This is a genomic window from Shewanella mesophila (assembly GCF_019457515.1).
GTDB lineage: Bacteria > Pseudomonadota > Gammaproteobacteria > Enterobacterales > Shewanellaceae > Shewanella > Shewanella mesophila.
The window spans coordinates 1,767,399-1,787,533 of sequence record NZ_CP080421.1 but is presented as its reverse complement, the minus strand read 5'-3'; the positions used below and the strand labels follow the sequence as shown (position 1 = coordinate 1,787,533).

Sequence of the window (20,135 nt, the reverse complement as noted above, 5' to 3'; positions counted from 1 at the left end):
ATCCAACCAGCTCATATGAGCCAGTAGCGAGGGTGATGCCTACCTATCGATAGGCATCGAATCAACGTCGTCTTACAGGTCTAATAGCAGACGAGTTGGGTCTTCAAGGAAGTCCTTAATGGCAACCAAGAAGCCAACAGACTCACGACCATCGATGATACGGTGGTCATAAGACAATGCTAGGTACATCATAGGCAGAATTTCTACCTGACCATTAACTGCCATTGGGCGATCTTTAATGGCATGCATGCCTAAAATCGCGCTCTGTGGCAAGTTAAGGATTGGGGTAGACATGAGCGAGCCGAACACACCACCGTTAGTCACGGTGAAGTTGCCGCCAGTCATATCTTCAACAGTTAGTTTACCGTCACGACCTTTGATTGCTAGCTCACGAACATTACGCTCGATATCCGCAAGGCTCATCATATCGGTATCACGCAGTACTGGTGTAACCAAACCACGAGGTGTAGATACGGCAATACTTACATCAAAATAGTTATGATAAACAAGATCATCACCATCGATTGATGCATTAACTTCAGGGAAACGCTTCAGGGCTTCAGTCACGGCTTTCACGTAGAAAGACATGAAACCTAGACGAATACCATGACGTTTTTCAAACACTTCTTGATACTGCTTACGAATGTCCATGATAGGTTTCATGTTCACTTCGTTGAAAGTCGTCAACATTGCTGTTGAGTTCTTCGCTTCAAGTAGACGGTTAGCAATGGTCTTACGTAGACGCGTCATTGGAACACGCTTCTGGCTACGCTCGCCTAGTGGCGCAACAACCGCTGGCGCTGCAGCAGGCTTAGCCGCTGGAGCTGATTTCACGAAAGCTTCAACGTCTTCTTTAGTGATACGTCCGCCAACACCAGTACCTTTTAACTTTGATGCATCAACATTATGTTCTGCAATCAAACGGCGTACAGATGGACTTAGCGCATCATTAGACTCATCGCTAGTCGCGTCTTGAGGCGATGCAGCTTCAGCTTGTGCTTTAGACACTTCCTGACCGGCCACCGCACCCGCAACGAACTTAGCAATGACAGCTTCACCAAGTACGGTATCACCTTCTTCAGCGAAAAATTCAACGATTGAACCATCTTCTGGCGCAACCACTTCAAGTACCACTTTATCGGTTTCGATATCGACTAAGTTTTGATCACGAGACACTTGCTCGCCAGCTTTAACATGCCATGTGGCAATGGTTGCATCAGCAACGGATTCTGGCAGTACGGGTACCTTAATTTCGATACTCATGGAAAGCTATCCTTTTATAAATTGTCTATTACTACAGTTTTAATGCGCTATTGATTAAAGATTCTTGTTGCTGAGCATGGAGTGATGGGTAACCACAAGCTGGCGCAGCAGACGCTTCACGACCAGCATAGGTTAACTGAGCTCCAGCAGGAATTGCCGACCAGAAATGGTGTTGACTACAATACCAAGCTCCCTGGTTCTGAGGCTCTTCCTGACACCATACGAAATCTTTAACGTGCTGATATTGGGCAAGGATCTGCAACATATCTTCATGCGGGAACGGGTAAAGTTGCTCAACACGAATAAGGGCAACATTAGTAACGTTCTCTTTGCGACGCTTCTCAAGCAGTTCGAAATACACTTTACCGCTACAGAACACCACGCGATCAACCTTGCTGCTGTCTAGCTCGTCGATTTCAGCAATGACGCTCTGGAAAGTGCCACTTGCTAACTCTTCTAAGCTCGATACCGCGAGAGGATGACGCAGCAATGATTTTGGCGACATCACAACAAGAGGACGACGCATTGGACGCACGACTTGACGACGTAGCATGTGGTAAACCTGTGCCGGTGTCGATGGCACGCACACTTGCATGTTGTGATTAGCACACAACTGCAAGAACCGCTCTAGACGTGCACTCGAGTGCTCAGGACCTTGACCTTCATAACCATGTGGCAACAACATGGTCAAGCCACACAGACGGCCCCACTTCTGCTCACCAGAAGAGAGGAACTGATCGATCACCACCTGGGCACAGTTAGCGAAATCACCAAACTGCGCTTCCCAGATCGTGAGTCCACCAGGTTCTGCAGTCGCGTAACCATATTCGAACGCCAGTACTGAGGCTTCAGACAATACCGAGTCAGAAATATCAATCGGACCTTGCTCATCGGCAACATGGCGAAGCGGCAAATAAGCTGTCGCATCGTTCTGGTTGTGCAGCACCGCATGGCGGTGGAAGAAAGTACCGCGACCAGAATCTTGACCGGTAATACGCACACGTTTCTTGTCTTCAAGAATCGAGGCGTAAGCTAAGGTTTCGGCAAAGCCCCAATCGAGCAGCTTTTCACCGCTAGCCATTAATGCGCGATCTTTATAGATCTTGGCAACGCGAGATTGCAACTTATGACTTTCTGGTACGTAGCTAATCTTATTCGCTAAGTTTTGTAGACGCTCACTTGACATCTCACCAGGATAAGTTTCATCCCATTCGCGATTAAGATATGGCGTCCAGTCAACAGTATGCAACGTCATAGGACGCCACTCTTTTACGACACAGTCACCTTTATCTAAAGCATCACGATAGTCGTTGATTAAGCCAGTTACTTCATCAGCGGCTAAGGTACTTTCTTCGATTAGACGATCTGCATAGATCTTACGCGGTGTAGGATGTTTCTTGATCTTGGCATACATCAATGGCTGAGTTGCACTCGGCTCATCGGCTTCGTTATGACCATGACGACGATAACAGACCAGATCGATAACCACATCACGTTTAAACTCGTTACGATAATCAACCGCTACCTGAGCCACAAAAGCAACCGCTTCTGGGTCGTCAGCATTGACGTGGAAGATTGGCGCCTGAACCATTTTCGCGATGTCAGTACAGTATTCTGTTGAACGGGTATCTTCAGTTAAGTTAGTGGTAAAACCAACTTGGTTGTTCACCACGATGCGGATACTACCACCGACTTTAAAAGCTCGGGTTTGAGACATGTTAAATGTCTCTTGCACAATCCCCTGACCCGCAATCGCACTGTCACCATGAATGGTGATTGGCATCACTTGTAAACCTGTTTTACAACCACGGCGATCGAGGCGCGCTCGAACAGAGCCCATAACCACAGGGTTTACAATTTCAAGATGCGATGGGTTGAACGCAAGTGCTAGATGGACGTTGCCGCCGGGCGTTTCGAAATCAGATGAGAAACCTTGGTGATATTTAACATCGCCAGAACCATTGAGCTCGTCGCTGTGTTTGCCAGCAAACTCATCAAACAGCTCTGAAGGCTTTTTACCCAAAATGTTAACAAGAAGATTTAAACGGCCGCGGTGAGCCATCCCCACGACAATCTCTTTAGTACCCGCTTCGCCACCACGATAGATGATTTCACGCATCATAGGGACTAACGCATCACCGCCTTCTAGCGAGAAACGTTTGGCACCAGGAAACTTAGCACCGAGATACTTTTCCATACCTTCGGCGGCGTTGAGGCCTTCGAGAATACGGGTCTTAGTGGATTTATCGTAATTAGCTCTACCTAAGGATGGCTCCAAACGCTGTTGAATCCAACGTTTCTCATCGGTATCCGTGATATGCATGTATTCGGCGCCAATCGCACCACAATATGTGGCTTTAAGCGCTTTAACTAGATCGCGAAGCTTCATAGTGTCACCACCATGAGCAAACGAACCAGTATTGAATTCACGATCCATATCTTCGTCAGTTAAGCCATGGAAGGCGGGGTCCAATTCGTTGACGGTATCACGCTTCCAAATTTCAAGGGGATCCAGATTCGCATTCTGGTGACCGCGAAAACGGTGAGCGTTGATCAACTGTAGGACTTTAACTTGTTTAGCATCGACATCAGGATCTGTCATACGAGTCGAACTCTTATGACGGCCTTCTAACGCTAAACTACGAAAATATTCACGTACTTTGGAGTGGGCAGCTTCCGGCACATCTGCTGTTGCACCGTTGGCATATGGGAGGTTATCAAACACCACTCGCCAGTCTTCAGAAACTGACTGAGGGTCCTCTTGATAGGCTTCATACATCTCTTCTACATAGGTCGAGTTCGCGCCACTCAAGTGAGACGAATCGAGCCAGGCTTTCATGATGCCTTGGTGCATTTCTATTCCTTTCAAACTTTATACACGTGTTTAGCCAAAGTCTTAAAAATGCAATCCCAGTTAAACGCACTGCAATTGCAAAATATCTGCCGCCCCTAGAGTCCAGATTTCACGGCATATTGTAGTTCCATTACACAAAGAGTCACTTCTCTCAAATAAAGAAGTGACTCTCGTTGAGCTATATAATTATTAAAATTAGCTCTATTTGTTGCATTTACACTGCTCTCTTCAGCAACATAGACTTAATGTGTCCAATTGCTTTAGTTGGATTTAGTCCTTTAGGACAGACATCCACACAGTTCATGATACCGTGACAACGGAATACGCTGTAAGCATCATCAAGCTCAGACAAACGCTCTTCAGTTGCAGTATCACGGCTATCGATAAGGAATCGATACGCATGTAACAGACCACTAGGACCGACGAACTTGTCTGGGTTCCACCAAAATGATGGGCAGGCTGTAGAACAACAAGCACACATAATACACTCATAAAGACCATCTAAGTGTGCACGTTCTTCAGGTGATTGCAGATGCTCACGCGCAGGCGTTTTTTCATCGTTAATCAAGAAAGGCTTAATCTTTTCGTACTGCTTGTAGAATTGAGTCAAATCTACAATCAAGTCACGAACGACTGGCATACCTGGCAGCGGACGGATCTCAATCTTCTTCCCTTTAAAGGTTGAGATTGGCGTAATACACGCTAGGCCGTTTTTACCATTCATATTCACGCCATCACTACCACATACGCCTTCGCGACATGAGCGGCGGAACGCCAACGTTGGATCTTGCACTTTAAGCTGCATTAGGACATCAAGCACCATCATATCGGTACCTTCAGCCACTTCCAACGTGTAATCCTTCATGTAAGGCTTAGTGTCTACGTCAGGATTATAGCGATAAATAGCAATCTTCAAATTCATCATATTTCCTTAGTAGGTACGCTTGATTGGTGGGAATGCGGCACGAAGCTTAGGCTCCATGTTCACTTCACGCTTAGTCATCTGCTCAGTTACAGGGTCAAATACACTGTGACATAACCAGCTCTCATCATCACGGTCGAGGTAATCTTCACGTGAATGCGCGCCACGACTCTCGGTACGGAAGTTAGCCGCATAAGCCGTTGCAATCGCGGTAGCCATCAGGTTATCCAGCTCAAGACACTCAATACGCTGGGTATTGAACTCTTGTGAGTTGTCAGACAGTTTAGCATTGGCTAGACGTTCACGAATTGACTTAAGTTCAGCAAGACCTTCTGCCATCGCTTCACCACTACGGAATACCGAGAAGTTAAGCTGCATACAAAGCTGGAGATCTTTACGGATCTGCGCAGGATCTTCGCCGTCTTTGTTGCTTTCCCAGCGATTTAGACGCTCAAGAGATTTAGCAATATCTGCATCAGTCGCATCTTTTGGATCGGCAGTCGCATCAAGCGCTTTACCTAAGTGCTGACCCGCTGCACGACCAAATACCACTAAGTCGAGTAGTGAGTTGCCACCTAGGCGGTTAGCACCGTGTACTGATACACAGGCAATTTCACCCACGGCGAACAAACCGACAACTTCCTGCTCGCTGCCATCTTCATTCTGACGAATAACTTGACCACTCACTTTAGCTGGCAAGCCCCCCATCATGTAGTGACATGTTGGCAATACTGGGATTGGGCCATCGGCTGGATCTATGTGCGCGAAGGTACGAGACAATTCACAAACGCCAGGAAGACGTGCTTCTAGGGTTTCTTTACCTAAATGGTCAAGCTTAAGAAGACAGTGTGGTCCCAATGGACCATCAAGGCCACGACCTTCACGAATTTCAGTCATCATAGAACGTGCTACCACGTCACGTGATGCTAAATCTTTCGCATTTGGCGCATAACGCTCCATGAAGCGCTCGCCATCTTTGTTTAGCAAGTATCCGCCTTCACCACGACAGCCTTCTGTCACCAAAACACCAGCGCCAGCGATACCTGTTGGGTGGAACTGCCACATTTCCATGTCTTGCATCTGCACACCAGCGCGCATCGCCATACCAACACCGTCACCAGTATTAATATGAGCATTAGTGGTAGATGCGTAGATACGCCCTGCACCACCAGTTGCAAGAATGGTCGCCTTCGCTTTGAAATAAACGATTTCGCCGGTTTCAATTTCGATTGCGGTACAACCAACGATAGCGCCGTCTTCGTTTTTGACTAGATCGAGTGCATACCACTCAGAGAAGACTTGGGTCTTATGCTTAACGTTTTGCTGATAAAGACAATGCAATAGCGCATGACCTGTACGGTCAGCAGCAGCTGCGGTACGCGCCGCTTGCTCACCACCAAAATTCTTTGACTGACCACCGAAAGGACGTTGGTAAATCTTACCATTGTCAAAACGAGAAAATGGAAGACCCATATGCTCAAGTTCGATAATGGCTTCAGGACCGGTTTGACACATAAATTCGATAGCGTCTTGGTCACCGATGAAATCGGAACCCTTAACGGTATCGTACATGTGTTGTTCCCAATGGTCTTCATGAGCATTACCTAACGCAACGGTAATACCACCCTGCGCCGATACGGTATGAGAACGTGTTGGAAACACTTTAGATAACAGCGCACAGCTCTTACCTTCTTTAGAAATCTGTAGTGCAGCTCGCATACCTGCGCCGCCAGCGCCGATAACTACTGCATCAAATTCACGAACTGGAATACTCACTTAAACACCCCACACAATAACAATGCCAGCAGCCAAATAAGAGAAGGCAGCCACGACGAAGACGAATTGGAGTACACCACGCAGACTAACGCATTTAACGTAGTCCGTCAGCACCTGCCAAACACCAATCCATGAATGGACCAATATTGAAACCAAGGCTAAAAGGGTAAACACTTTCATCGGCAAAGTGCTGTATAAGCCATGCCAGACGTCATAAGTGAGAGGAGAACTAGCGGCGATAAATCCTACTAAGAATAATGTGTAACAAGTAAGGATAACTGCACTAGCACGAATAAGAATAAAATCATGAACGCCGCTGCGTCCAAGACTTGCTGCATTTGTTACCATACCCAAATCCCCGCAATGATTGACAGTGTCGCTGCGATAACGAAAGCGACTTTCGCTGAAGCGTTACCTGAGTCCAACTCCTCCCAGCGTCCGGTATCCATAATGAGGTGGCGTACGCCAACCACGAGATGGTAACCGAGGGCGGTTAGAATTCCCCAGAAAACAAACTTAACGAAGAAGTTATCAAATAGAGATTGAATGCCTGCGAAACTCTCAGCAGATGCGAGTGACTCACTCAACAACCAGATAAGAATGCCGACGGCAAACAGCATGATGACACCGGATACACGGTGAAGAATTGACGCAATCGCTGTTGCAGGAAAGCGAATGGTCTGCAGATCTAGATGGACAGGTCTTTGCTTTTTCACGTTCTGCTCACTCTGCTCCATTGAGCATTATTTTTGTTATTGAACCTCTTTCGCACGAAATTCGACCAGCAAGCAAACTTACCACCTCATCTCGCCACGAAAGAAAAGTTGAAACAAACAGTTAACTAATTCAAAAATCACTAATAAAGCGAACTAAACAATGGTTTATGAATTGGATTGTTTGTTGCCCTTTCGAGCCGTGGCAAGTATACGCCGCAGAAATGTCAAATACAAACATCACATTATGCAAATTTTGTTTTTTTGGTAAAAAAATCTGCCAAGTGGCTGTATTGGCAGGCGCTTTACCCCTATTAAGACCATGGTCTAAGAAATTTAAACAGTTATTTAAATTGAAATGTGATCTACATTCACTGTAAAGTATTGGCGTTTGACAAAGCCGCACTCACATAAGAATGAAGTAAGGAGAACGGGGTATGGCTGATAATATAGCCAAATTGGAACTACCAGGGAACGATTCGATTGAACTGCCTATAAAGAAAGGAACGGCAGGCTTTGATGTTATCGACATCAGTAAACTAGGTAGCAAAGGTCATTTCACATTTGACCCAGGATTTTTAGCAACAGCATCCTGCGAATCCGCTATCACTTACATTGATGGCGCCCAAGGTATACTTTTACACCGTGGTTACGCAATCGACGAACTTGCTGTCGAATCAGATTATTTAGATCTTTGTTATTTACTGCTTTACGGTGAGTTACCAAACAAGACTCAATACGATAAGTTTGCATACACGGTTAAGACTCACACTATGGTTAACGAACAACTGGCTTCGTTCTTCCGTGGTTTCCGTCGTGATGCCCACCCAATGGCAATGCTATGTGGTGTGACAGGTGCGTTATCTGCATTCTATCAAGACTCGCTCGATGTTAACGATGAGCATCATCGTGAAATTGCAGCATTTAGACTAGTGTCTAAGATGCCAACGATTGCTGCAATGTGTTACAAATATTCAATTGGTCAACCTTTCGTATATCCACGCAACGACTTGAGCTATGCGGGTAACTTCCTTAGCATGATGTTCGCAGTCCCTTGTGAAGAGTACAAAGTTAACCCAATCGTTGAACGCGCTATGGATCGTATCTTCATCCTTCATGCCGATCACGAACAAAACGCATCAACATCGACTGTACGTTTAGCGGGTTCGTCTGGGGCTAACCCGTTTGCATGTATCGCTGCGGGTATTGCCTCACTATGGGGACCTGCACACGGTGGTGCTAACGAAGCTTGCCTGAAGATGCTTGAAGAGATTGGCAGCGTTGACCGTATTCCTGAGTTCATCGCACGTGCTAAGGATAAAGATGATCCTTTCCGTCTCATGGGCTTTGGACATCGCGTTTATAAGAACTTCGACCCACGTGCTAAAGTCATGCGTGAAACCTGTCATGAAGTACTTGCTGAACTAAAAGTGGATGATCCACTGCTTGATGTGGCAATGGAGCTTGAACGTATCGCGCTGGAAGATGAGTACTTCGTATCGAAGAAACTCTATCCGAACGTAGATTTCTACTCAGGTATCATCATGAAGGCTATCGGTATCCCTACCAGTATGTTTACTGTGCTATTTGCACTTGCGCGTACTGTTGGTTGGATTGCTCACTGGAAAGAGATGTTAGACCAACCAGGTCATAAGATCAGTCGTCCACGTCAGCTTTATACTGGTGCAGCCGAACGTAGTTTTGTCAAATTAGACAAACGCTAGGCTAGTCACGGCTCATAGGTTAAAAAGGCACTATTTAGTGCCTTTTTTATTACCTTAAAAACCAATATCTCTTCAGACAATGTCGCGAGAACTTCCCTCTCCTTAAATCAGTAATGATTTCTCCTCAATTGAGTAGATGAGCTTACCTGACCTAACTCGTCACATTTTGTAGCAAATCCAACTTGCATCCTGCAGCGATAGCGCTATTACTCTTGTTAGCAAATTTAACCAAGTGTTAAATGAAATCACTACAAAATAGAAGTTTCGATTTGCCAACGCTAAGCACAAAAACGATAAACCACTGTATTTAAATGAAATTAAAATTTGGCACGTTTAATGCTTATTCTGTTGCAATTGGATAAATAAAATAGGTAAGCTCACATGGAATCTCTGTCAAAATTTAAACTCGCCCTTCCACTACTTTTTGTTGCCGTTCTTAGTGCCTGTGGAAATGAGGAACAAACCAAAGAGGAAGAGAAGTACGCCATACCCGTTGAAACCACAACCGTCATTCAAGGGGATGTGTCCTCCTTCTACAGCACAACCGCCACCCTAGAAGCACCATTAGAGGCAAACGTAGTCACTCGTATATCAGGGCTAATCGAATCGATTAACGTAGAGGAAGGCGATCGTGTCACTAAAGGTCAACTCCTAGCTGTGATTGATGCCAAGCGCCAACGATACGACTTAGCACGCTCACAAGCTGAAGTAGAAATCATTGAACAAGAACTCAACCGCTTGAAAAAAATGAGCAATAAAGAGTTTATCAGCGCTGATTCGATGGCAAAGCTCGAATACAACCTCCAAGCCGCTATCGCTAAGCGTGATTTAGCCGCGCTACAAGTAGAGGAAAGCATGGTGCGCTCACCTATCGAAGGTGTGGTCGCTAAACGTTTTGTTAAGCAAGGCAATATGGCCAAAGAGTTTGATGATCTATTCTATGTGGTCAATCAAGATGAACTATACGGTATTGTCCACCTACCTGAAATTCAACTCCATAGTTTACGCCTAGGCCAAGACGCTCAACTCTTTGCCAACAAGCAAACTGATAACAGCATCGACGCAAAAGTCCTGCGTATCAGCCCGATTGTCGATCCTCAAAGCGGTACTTTCAAAGTCACCCTTTCGGTGCCAAATCAAGATGCAAAACTCAAAGCGGGAATGTTTACCCGAGTAGAGCTTCGCTATGATACCCACACCAATGTGATCACTGTGCCATACAACGCCGTCGTCAACCAAGATAATCAATTCGCGCTGTATGTTATTGATGGAGAGAATGCCTCCCGTAGAGAGGTCTCCCTAGGCTATCGTGAAGCTGACACGGTAGAAGTAACATCGGGTATCGAACCAGGAGAACAGATCGTTATTCGCGGTCATCAGAATCTTAAAGATCAATCTCTAGTGGAAGTGATCAGCGAGCTTGATGTTGCTCAGGCACAACAGTAACGGGAAGCAAGTTTATGTCGATAATTAACACTTCTGTAAAGCGTCCCGTCTCGGTATGGATGTTTATGTTCGCGGTCATACTATTTGGCATGGTTGGTTTTTCACGACTTGCGGTTAAATTGTTACCGGATCTAAGCTACCCAACGATCACTATTCGTACTCAATACATAGGGGCTGCGCCTGTTGAGGTTGAACAGTTAGTATCAAAACCTATCGAAGAGGCCGCAGGGATAGTAAAGGGCTTAAGAAAGATCAGTTCTATCTCACGCTCGGGTATGTCGGATGTTGTGCTCGAGTTTGAGTGGGGCACTGACATGGATATGGCGAGCTTAGATGTGCGAGAAAAGCTCGACACCATTGAGCTTCCCTTAGACGTGAAAAAACCATTATTACTGCGCTTCAACCCCAATCTTGACCCCATCGTTCGTTTGGCGCTTTCTGTGCCGGATGCGACGCCTAGTGAGCTAAAACAGATGCGCACCTTTGCCGAAGAGGAGTTAAAGCGTCAGTTAGAGTCCTTAACTGGCGTGGCTGCAGTAAGATTATCGGGTGGACTTGAACAAGAGGTTCATATCCAGCTAAATCAGCAAAAGTTAACTCAGCTTAATCTCAACGCTAACAAGATCCGTGAGCGTATTGCTGCAGAAAACATCAACTTATCCGCAGGTAAAGTGGTTCAAGGAGAAAAAGAGTATCTGGTTCGTACGCTAAACCAGTTCAATTCACTCGAAGAACTCGGTCAAATCGTTATCTATCGCGACAACCAAACCTTAGTGCGCCTATTCGAAGTTGCCGATATCATAGATAGCCATAAAGAGCGTAATGATATCACCCGCATCGGCTCGGCTGAGTCGATTGAACTTGCCATCTATAAAGAGGGTGATGCCAATACCGTCGCTGTCGCACGTAAAGTTACCGCAGAGCTAGAAAAACTCAATAAGCTCAGTGAAAACGCAGAACTAAAAGTGATTTATAACCAATCTGAGTTTATCGAAAGTGCGGTCAGTGAAGTAACCTCTGCGGCCTTAATTGGTAGTTTACTGTCTATGTTGGTGATCTACCTTTTCTTACGCGACATAGTGCCAACACTTATTATCTCCATCTCGATTCCATTTTCGGTCATCGCCACATTTAACATGATGTATTTTGCCGACATTAGTTTAAACATCATGTCACTAGGCGGTATAGCGCTGGCGGTCGGCTTACTCGTCGACAACGCCATCGTTGTGCTTGAAAATATCGACCGCTGTAAAAAACTCGGAATGAATAAACTAGATGCAGCAGTGACGGGAACTAAAGAAGTAGCTGGCGCGATTTTCGCGTCAACCATGACTACCCTTGCGGTATTCGTACCCTTAGTCTTTGTCGATGGTGTAGCAGGTGCGCTGTTCTCGGATCAAGCCTTAACCGTCACTTTTGCACTGCTAGCGTCACTGTTAGTCGCATTAACCACAATTCCGATGCTCGCCTCTCGTGAAGGCTTTAAGACACTACCACACCTTATGCAAAAGAGTGAAAAACCTGTCCTTGATACTAAGATGGCCAAGTTTAAGCACTATGGAGCTACCATATGTTCATTCCCATTTGTGGTGCTATTTAGCTATCTGCCATCATTATTACTCACGCTCGGACTGATGTTGACTCGTACCTTGTCTTGGTTGGCAGGATTAGTTATGCGTCCGTTAAGCGGTTTATTTAATTGGCTTTATAATTGGTTAGAAACGGTTTACCACAGCTTACTGCGCCAAGCGCTTAAAATGACATGGTTAACACTAGCCATTGCAGTTGCCGTAACAGCAGCGACCATGAGTTTAGTGCCACGTTTAGGCATGGAACTGATCCCACCAATGAACCAAGGAGAGTTTTACGTTGAAGTGCTTCTTCCACCTGGTACAGAGGTAAATGAGACCGACAAAATTCTGCAAAAACTCGCGTTGTCGATCAAAGATAGAGAAGATGTAAAGCATGCTTACAGTCAAGCAGGTAGCGGTGGACTAATGACATCTGATACCTCGCGCGGCGGCGAAAACTGGGGCCGATTACAAGTCGTACTGGCCGATCACCAAGCATTTAATGCCGTTACCCAAGTGTTACGAACCACGGCAATGCGCATACCTGAGCTTGAAGCAAAGATCCAACACCCAGAACTATTCAGCTTTAAGACGCCGCTCGAAATTGAAGTTATTGGTTATGATCTTACCCAACTAAAACAGACCGCCGATAATTTAGTGAGCGCCCTATCGGATTCAGATCGCTTCGCCGACCTCAATACCAGTCTACGTGATGGTCAACCTGAGCTCAGCATACGTTTTGATCATGCGCGTTTAGCCGCATTAGGTATGGATGCTCCAACGGTTGCCAACCGTATTGCGCAGCGTATCGGTGGCACAGTTGCTAGCCAGTACACGGTGAGAGATAGAAAAATAGATATCTTGGTACGCAGTGAAATCGAGGAGCGCGACCAGATCAGCGATATCGATTCAATGATTATTAACCCCAATAGCAATCAGCCTATTCCACTGAGCGCTGTCGCTAAGGTATCACTGAACTTAGGCCCTTCTGCCATTAACCGTATCAGTCAGCAACGGGTAGCTATTGTCTCCGCAAACCTAGCTTACGGTGACTTAAATGAAGCGGTAGCAGAAGCAAGAACTATTTTGAATAAACAAACGATACCCAGCTCTATTCAAGTGCGTTTCGGTGGCCAGAATGAGGAGATGGAGCATTCGTTCCAATCATTACAGATAGCATTGGTGCTTGCCATATTTTTAGTTTATCTGGTCATGGCGAGTCAGTTTGAGTCACTCATTCATCCCCTGCTTATCCTGATCGCCGTACCTATGGCTGTTGGTGGCAGTATCTTGGGACTCTATATCACTCAAACACATCTTAGTGTAGTGGTGTTTATCGGTCTGATCATGTTGGCGGGTATCGTGGTAAACAACGCCATTGTATTGGTTGACCGAATCAACCAACTGCGTGAGCAAGGTATGGAAAAGGCGATGGCGATTGAAGAAGCGGCTAAATCTCGTCTTAGACCCATCATTATGACAACCATGACAACCGCCCTTGGTCTAGCTCCTATGGCTTTTGGCCTAGGTGACGGTAGTGAAGTGCGCGCGCCTATGGCGATAACCGTAATCTTTGGTTTAAGCCTTGCGACCTTATTGACCTTGGTGGTGATCCCAGCCCTTTACTCGCTATTTGACCGTAAGCAGTATCGAGTGGAAGCTGCTCCTCAATCTGCCGAGTCGGTCATGGGAGAGGCACAATGAATATCACCCGCTTAGCCATTGCCCGTCCCGTAACCACCAGCATGTTCTTTGTTGCAATATTGCTGTTTGGTCTCGCATCGAGTCGACTATTACCGCTAGAGATGTTTCCGGGCATCGAAATGCCCCAGGTACTGATTGAAGTGCCCTATAAAGGCTCAACACCAGCCGAGGTTGAACGGGAGATCACCAATGTGCTCGAAGAATCACTGGCGACCATGGGCGGCATCGAAGAGCTGAGATCTCGCTCTTCTCAAAATGGTGCTGAGATTGAGCTGCGTATGAAATGGGGCGAGAATGTTTCGACTAAGAGTCTTGAAGCCAGAGAGAAAATCGATGCGGTGCGCCATCAGCTGCCAAAAGATGTTGAGCGTGTCTTTATCAGGCAGTTCTCAACCGCAGATATGCCCGTACTAACGATTCGTATCTCCAGCGACAGAGAACTTTCAGGTGCATTCGACTTACTCGACAAGCAGCTTAAGAAGCCGCTAGAGCGCGTCGAAGGCGTATCGCAAGTGACCCTTTATGGCGTTGAGCAGAAGCAGATTGAAGTGCGCCTTAATGCGGAAAAACTCACCGCAAGCGGCATCAGCACCGCAGCACTGCAAGCGCGTCTGCGCCAAGAAAACTTTATCGTTAGCGCGGGGACGCTCCGAGCGAATGCCAAAGTTTATCAAGTGTCACCCAAAGGCGAATTTCGAGATCTAGATGAAATAGAAGCCTTAGTATTAGCGCCAGGGATCAGACTCGGTGATATCGCCAGCGTACGCTATGCCCTGCCAGAGCGCTTAGACGGGCGTCATCTTGACCAAAACTATGCAGTGGGGCTCGATGTCTTTAAAGAATCTGGGGCTAATTTGGTCGATGTATCGGACCGAGTGCTTAAGGTCATCGAAGCGGCTAAGCAAGATCCTCAGTTTCAAGGGATCAAACTCTTTATCATGGAAGATCAAGCATATGGTGTAAAATCATCGCTGTCTGATCTGCTCATGGCGGGACTCATCGGTGCCCTGCTCTCGTTTGCAGTGCTATATCTATTCCTGCGTAACCTAAAAATGACGTTAGTTGTGGTTTCCTCTGTGCCTATCTCATTGTGCATGACATTGGCCGGGATGTACTTTTTAGGTTATAGCCTAAATATCTTATCCATGATGGGTTTACTACTCGCTGTCGGTATGTTGATCGACAATGCCGTGGTAGTCAGTGAAAGTGTGCTACAAGAGAAGCAGCATTCAAACAGTGAAGCTCCAGAGCAAGCGGTACTGCGAGGGGTAAACAAAGTCGCATTAGCCGTCCTAGCCGGAACACTCACAACGGCAATCGTATTTTTACCAAATATTTTTGGGGTAAAAGTCCAACTCACTATCTTCCTTGAGCATGTCGCTATCGCGATCTGCATCTCACTTGCTTCCTCTTTACTTGTGGCTAAAACATTGATCCCATTAATGTTAAGCAAGTTTCATTTCGATATTGAAATGGATCCGAAAGAGAGCAAGTTACAACACTACTACGAGCGCAGTCTGAGCTGGATTTTACACCGCCCGAAGCGCTCTGGTGTCGTAGCTGTGATACTTCTCGCCTCAACCGCTTTACCCCTTAGCATGGTGCAACAAGATCAATCAGACGGCGAAGGCAATAATCGTCTCTATATCAACTACCAAGTGGAAGGACGTCATAGCCTAGCGGTTACCGAAGCTATGATTAACAGGATGGAGGACTACCTTTACGCCAACAAAGATGAGTTTTATATCGACTCTGTCTACAGCTATTTTGCCGCCGACCGTGGCCAATCGACGCTGCTACTTAAAGAAGATGAGGATATCGACTTAAAGGCGTTGAAACGTAAGATCCGTGAAGGTTTTCCAAAGTTTTCAATCGCAAAGCCACAATTTGGCTGGGGAGATGAAAACAGCGGTATTCGAGTAACATTAACAGGACGCTCGACATCTGAACTAATCAACCTCAGTGAGCAAGTCATACCGCTGCTGACAAATATTAAAGGTCTTGCCGATGTGCGATCAGAACTTAATGGCACCCAGCAGGAGGTAATTATTCAACTCGATCGTACCATGGCAGCAAGACTCGACCTTAGCTTAAGCGAGTTGGCACAAAACGTATCAATGGCACTGAGAGGCTCGCCACTGCGCTCATTTAGACACGATCCCAATGGAGAGCTGCGTATTGAGCTAGCCTTCGAAAAGCAATGGAAAGCATCGCTTGAAAAGCTTAAGCAACTCCCCATTGTTAGGATCGATAATCGCGTCTACACCTTACAAAGCTTGGCGACGATTAGCATCCAACCACGCTTTGACACCATTCGTCATTACGATCGCCAAACCGCGCTATCTATTGGTGCCAACCTAGATGAAATGACCACAGAAGAAGCACAGAAAGCCATAAAACAGGTTATGCAAGCGGTCTCATTTCCACCAGGATATGACTATTCGCTACGTGGTGGATTTGAACGCCAAGATGAAGATCAAGCCATTATGGCAACCAATATGATCCTAGCCGTTGCGATGATCTATATCGTCATGGCAGCACTATTTGAATCACTCTTGTTACCAACGGCAATCATTACCTCCATCTTATTTTCAATCACAGGCGTATTCTGGGCGCTGCTCATTACTGGCACCCCGATGGGAATAATGTCTATGATTGGGATTTTAATTTTGATGGGGATCGTGGTTAACAACGGGATTGTATTAGTTGACCAAATAAATCAACAAACTCCTGATTTAGAAGTGTTATCTCAAACTATCCATGATGTATGTATTACTCGATTACGCCCAGTATTAATGACTGTAGCTACCACGGTACTGGGACTTATTCCCCTTGCTATGGGTGATACTCAGATTGGTGGTGGTGGACCACCATACTCACCCATGGCGATTGCGATTATTGGCGGACTGACCTTCTCCACGGTAACGAGTCTCTATTTAGTGCCCTTATGTTATCAAGCCTTATATCGTATGCGCCATAATGCGGCGATTAAGCTTGGCAATGCCGATATGAGAACGAGGCGATTAATGCCCTGGGCACATTAAACCAACCACTAAGGGCTGCTTTCGTAGCCCTTCTTTTTATCTGTCACTTAGGTTAAGTTAACAAAATACCAACAAGCAGAATAAGACGACTAAGAGAAGCTATATGACCAAAGAGAAGCTATATGACCAAACTCATTTCCGCCATTCCTTGTGTTAGTCTACTTGGATGCTGTTTTTTGCTAGGAAACGGCGCATTCGCCACTGACGATAGATTTGCCAATGTCGAAATAGTAAGCCAGCAACTCAGTCCCAATACCTATATGTTTACGGGATCGGGCGGAAATATCGGCGTCTCTGCTGGGCAAGATGGCATTATCATTATCGATAACCAATTCGCACCACTTGCAGGCAAAATTAGTGCGGCTCTCCACACGATTCAACCAGGCTTACCCCGCTATGTAGTCAACACCCATTATCATGGCGATCATACTGGAGGCAACAATACCTTTGGTGTCAGCAGCACCATTTTCGCACACAGTAATGTACTTAAGCGTCTAGCAAACAACGATAAATACACCCAATCCGCACTGCCAAGCATTACTTATGAACAAGGGACTTCTATCCATTTTAATGGGGATATTTTACATCTTATCCATCTTGGCGCCGGCCATACCGATGGCGATAGCGTTGTGCTGTGGGATGATAAATCCGTCGTGCATATGGGCGATCTATTCTTTAAAGATAAATGGCCCTATGTGGACTTGGAAGCTGGCGGTTCAGTGAAAGGCTATCGTGACAGTGTGGCTAACATCATTAACCGAATTGATAATGACACTAAAGTGATCCCAGGGCATGGTTCGCTCGCGACGAAAAATGACCTCATTCGCTTTAAACATATACTCGATGGATCCATTAACTGGATGGAGAGCCAGTTAATAAAGGCAAAATCGTTAGAGACGCTCAAACAAGATGGTCTACCAGAGAACTTACAGGGTTGGGGATGGAATTTTATTTCCGACGAGCGTTGGATTGAAACCTTATATCAAGACCTTTCGAGTAAGAAACTTTAAGCTCTTGCTACAAAGCACGAGGAACAAAAAACTAGGCACTGGCAAAGTGTTTAAGTAACCAATAAACCGGGCGGAGATCTTTTCCGCCTATGGTTTTAAGCGGAGCAATAAGGTAATTAAGCCATTGCCAGCGACGGATCCGAACTCGACTGGCTTGCCATAATGACTCTCCACCAGCCTCTCGATAGGCACATATCGCAGGTTCAACCAGCTCAGGATGTGGACCGATATAACGGTAGAGACTATGAATATAGACCAACAGATCTCTTACCTGTTGCTTCTCTATATCTGTGTCTTTTTGGTTAGCTTCAAAATCGATAAATGACACTTCGCCCTCTTTCCAGCAGATATCCCGTAACGCGGGTCTGCCGTGGGCTAAGCCTTTTTGATGTAACTTTGCTAATCCAATCGCGCTGTCTTTGAGGATCTGTGCCTGCATATCGCTATCAGAGCGCTTATCGAGCCAATGATTTACAGGGCTTCCTACATCTGCCACCACAAGATAATTGTCACCAAAGGCAACGAGTTCAGGCACGGGAGCGCCCTTCTGCGCCAATGATTGCAGCGTCGCAATTTCCAGCTGCAGAGACTGACCGGGCTGTGACTTTAACAGTCGCATGGCACCAGTTAATTGCTCGGTTTGCTTCAGCCAATACGTCTTACCTTCATACTCAAAGCTAACCACTCTTTTACCCTTGTTTGCGGCTAAGACTTGGTCGACAACAGCTTGTATGGCAGGTTTAGTCACGGTATTAACTCCGATTAGAATGAGGCGTGATTATGAGGAGTTGCTCATATAAAATCAACAACACTAAAACCAAGTGCAGCAACTATAAGCGATTATTCAGAGGGAAACTAAAATGCAGGGTTATAGTAGCGCGCTCAACATAAGCGCGCCGATCACAACTTAAGCTTCCTCAATCCAAGGCTGAGCTTTATTTTCAAGCAAAACGGGGATCCCATCATCGATGGCATAAACTAAACGATCTGCCTTACAGATAAGCTGTTGCTTTGCTTTATCATATTCAAGTTTACCTTTGCACACTGGGCAGGCAACTATCTCTAAAAGTTTCTTATCAAACGCCATTTGAGTTTCCTTGTTGTACTTCTTTTTACGGTTGTAACTGTGCAATTAGCTGCTGTTCAAATCGAGAGTCTATCTTGGCATCAACAGGCAGGTACCACCAGTTTTGCTTTGCAAATTCGCGACATTTAACCGCATCTTTCTCGGTCATCAGTACCTGATGCTCACCAGCAATAGCGATTATATCCTCGAGCAGAAATGCTTGATGATCATCGAAAGCGTGTTGCTTATCGACATGGATATCCATCTGCTTTAATGTATTAAAAAAACGCTGAGGATTACCAATACCCGCGATGGCAACGGACTCTGCATCAATTGAAAAAGAGTTAAGTTCATCTGTCTGCGAGCCTTGCACGCGCTGCCAATGACCTGGTTCTAATTGCATTAAGAACTCGTTCTCACGGCAACTTTCACCATTAACAAGAGTAAAATCAACCTCTTTTTGCCGCCATATCCCTTCACGCAATGGTCCAGACGGTAACAAGTAAGCATTACCAAAACGGCGCTCACCATCTAGAACGAGTAATTCGATATCACGATTAAGCGCATAATGCTGTAAGCCATCATCGCTGATAATCACATTCACATCTCGGGATGCGATTAACGCCTTTGCCGCCTCGACACGATTGCGTCCTATGACCATAGGGACTTGAGTTCGAGCCACTATCATTGCGGGTTCATCACCAACCTCTGTTGGCGACATGCCGGGTAACACCTCTCGAGTACCACTAAAATCGACACCATAACCACGGCTTATTACCCCAGGGAGATAGCCATGACGGCGTAACATCTCAATTAAATAGATAACCGTTGGGGTTTTACCGCTGCCGCCGACAGTGATATTACCGACGACGATAACCGGCACTGGCAATGTATGCGCTTTTTTAATCCCGAGCTTAAATAACAGTCGTCTAAAACGAGATACAAGGTAAAACAAGCCACTTAAGGGCAATAGCAACCAAACAAGCAGTTGCATACCAATATTGGGCTTGCCATACCAAAGACGGTTGACAAAATTTTGCAT

Annotated in this window: 14 protein-coding genes; 5 read left to right on the top strand and 9 right to left on the bottom strand. The window is 45.9% G+C overall.

Features of this window, described 5'->3' with window-relative positions:
- Nucleotides 1-72 precede the first annotated feature (72 nt).
- The 6 genes from odhB to sdhC form a co-directional block, all read right to left on the bottom strand.
- Nucleotides 73-1,263, bottom strand: a complete 1,191-nt coding sequence (gene odhB / locus K0I73_RS07755) for a 2-oxoglutarate dehydrogenase complex dihydrolipoyllysine-residue succinyltransferase (protein ID WP_220063904.1) — start codon at nt 1,261-1,263, stop codon at nt 73-75.
- A gap of 31 nt (nt 1,264-1,294) precedes the next feature.
- The gene (gene sucA / locus K0I73_RS07750) at nt 1,295-4,117 is read right to left on the bottom strand and encodes a 2-oxoglutarate dehydrogenase E1 component (protein WP_220063903.1); all 2,823 of its coding nucleotides are present in this window, start codon (nt 4,115-4,117) and stop codon (nt 1,295-1,297) included.
- Between the two features lie 214 nt (nt 4,118-4,331).
- A complete protein-coding gene (locus K0I73_RS07745; protein ID WP_220064302.1) occupies nt 4,332-5,039 on the bottom strand; it encodes a succinate dehydrogenase iron-sulfur subunit in 708 nt (235 codons plus the stop codon).
- A gap of 9 nt (nt 5,040-5,048) precedes the next feature.
- Nucleotides 5,049-6,815: a succinate dehydrogenase flavoprotein subunit gene (gene sdhA, locus K0I73_RS07740; protein WP_220063902.1), complete on the bottom strand. Its 1,767-nt coding sequence runs from the start codon at nt 6,813-6,815 to the stop codon at nt 5,049-5,051.
- Entirely contained in the window at nt 6,816-7,163 is a 348-nt protein-coding gene (gene sdhD, locus K0I73_RS07735) for a succinate dehydrogenase, hydrophobic membrane anchor protein (RefSeq protein WP_220063901.1), read from the bottom strand. It abuts the gene before it with no gap.
- Nucleotides 7,157-7,552: a succinate dehydrogenase cytochrome b556 subunit gene (gene sdhC / locus K0I73_RS07730; RefSeq protein WP_220063900.1), complete on the bottom strand. Its 396-nt coding sequence runs from the start codon at nt 7,550-7,552 to the stop codon at nt 7,157-7,159. The genes sdhD and sdhC overlap by 7 nt, the downstream gene beginning before the upstream one ends.
- A gap of 413 nt (nt 7,553-7,965) precedes the next feature.
- Here sdhC and K0I73_RS07725 point away from each other — a divergent pair, with 413 nt between their 5' ends.
- From K0I73_RS07725 to K0I73_RS07705, 5 genes are all read left to right on the top strand, one after another.
- Nucleotides 7,966-9,252 carry a citrate synthase gene (locus K0I73_RS07725; RefSeq protein WP_220063899.1) on the top strand — a complete coding sequence of 429 codons (1,287 nt, stop codon included), beginning with the start codon at nt 7,966-7,968 and terminating at the stop codon, nt 9,250-9,252.
- A gap of 381 nt (nt 9,253-9,633) precedes the next feature.
- Nucleotides 9,634-10,698, top strand: a complete 1,065-nt coding sequence (locus K0I73_RS07720) for an efflux RND transporter periplasmic adaptor subunit (protein WP_220063898.1) — start codon at nt 9,634-9,636, stop codon at nt 10,696-10,698.
- Between the two features lie 14 nt (nt 10,699-10,712).
- Nucleotides 10,713-13,973, top strand: coding sequence for an efflux RND transporter permease subunit (locus K0I73_RS07715; protein WP_220063897.1), 3,261 nt, complete (start codon nt 10,713-10,715; stop codon nt 13,971-13,973).
- Complete coding sequence (locus K0I73_RS07710; protein WP_220063896.1) at nt 13,970-17,017, top strand: efflux RND transporter permease subunit; 3,048 nt, start codon at nt 13,970-13,972, stop codon at nt 17,015-17,017. Before K0I73_RS07715 ends, K0I73_RS07710 begins: the two co-directional genes overlap by 4 nt.
- Nucleotides 17,018-17,139: 122 nt before the next feature.
- Nucleotides 17,140-18,027, top strand: coding sequence for an MBL fold metallo-hydrolase (locus tag K0I73_RS07705; RefSeq protein WP_220063895.1), 888 nt, complete (start codon nt 17,140-17,142; stop codon nt 18,025-18,027).
- A gap of 31 nt (nt 18,028-18,058) precedes the next feature.
- Here K0I73_RS07705 and K0I73_RS07700 read toward each other — a convergent pair whose 3' ends face one another.
- The 3 genes from K0I73_RS07700 to lpxK all read right to left on the bottom strand — a co-directional run bounded on the left by K0I73_RS07700 (nt 18,059) and on the right by lpxK (nt 20,135).
- On the bottom strand, nt 18,059-18,775 hold the full coding sequence (locus tag K0I73_RS07700; RefSeq protein WP_220063894.1) for a lipopolysaccharide kinase InaA family protein: 717 nt from the start codon (nt 18,773-18,775) through the stop codon (nt 18,059-18,061).
- Nucleotides 18,776-18,934: 159 nt separating this feature from the next.
- The gene (locus K0I73_RS07695) at nt 18,935-19,114 is read right to left on the bottom strand and encodes a Trm112 family protein (RefSeq protein ID WP_220063893.1); all 180 of its coding nucleotides are present in this window, start codon (nt 19,112-19,114) and stop codon (nt 18,935-18,937) included.
- A 25-nt stretch (nt 19,115-19,139) separates the two neighbouring features.
- Entirely contained in the window at nt 19,140-20,135 is a 996-nt protein-coding gene (lpxK, locus tag K0I73_RS07690) for a tetraacyldisaccharide 4'-kinase (RefSeq protein WP_220063892.1), read from the bottom strand.

Bases quoted from the DNA above. Each gene is read 5' to 3' on its own strand.
- sdhD (WP_220063901.1), bottom strand. From the start codon at position 7,163: ATGGTAACAAATGCAGCAAGTCTTGGACGCAGCGGCGTTCATGATTTT.
- K0I73_RS07710 (WP_220063896.1), top strand. From the start codon at position 13,970: ATGAATATCACCCGCTTAGCCATTGCCCGTCCCGTAACCACCAGCATG.
- K0I73_RS07725 (WP_220063899.1), top strand. From the start codon at position 7,966: ATGGCTGATAATATAGCCAAATTGGAACTACCAGGGAACGATTCGATT.
- K0I73_RS07720 (WP_220063898.1), top strand. From the start codon at position 9,634: ATGGAATCTCTGTCAAAATTTAAACTCGCCCTTCCACTACTTTTTGTT.
- sdhC (WP_220063900.1), bottom strand. From the start codon at position 7,552: ATGGAGCAGAGTGAGCAGAACGTGAAAAAGCAAAGACCTGTCCATCTA.
- K0I73_RS07745 (WP_220064302.1), bottom strand. From the start codon at position 5,039: ATGAATTTGAAGATTGCTATTTATCGCTATAATCCTGACGTAGACACT.
- K0I73_RS07705 (WP_220063895.1), top strand. From the start codon at position 17,140: ATGACCAAACTCATTTCCGCCATTCCTTGTGTTAGTCTACTTGGATGC.
- odhB (WP_220063904.1), bottom strand. From the start codon at position 1,263: ATGAGTATCGAAATTAAGGTACCCGTACTGCCAGAATCCGTTGCTGAT.
- K0I73_RS07715 (WP_220063897.1), top strand. From the start codon at position 10,713: ATGTCGATAATTAACACTTCTGTAAAGCGTCCCGTCTCGGTATGGATG.
- K0I73_RS07695 (WP_220063893.1), bottom strand. From the start codon at position 19,114: ATGGCGTTTGATAAGAAACTTTTAGAGATAGTTGCCTGCCCAGTGTGC.
- sucA (WP_220063903.1), bottom strand. From the start codon at position 4,117: ATGCACCAAGGCATCATGAAAGCCTGGCTCGATTCGTCTCACTTGAGT.
- lpxK (WP_220063892.1), bottom strand. From the start codon at position 20,135: ATGCAAAATTTTGTCAACCGTCTTTGGTATGGCAAGCCCAATATTGGT.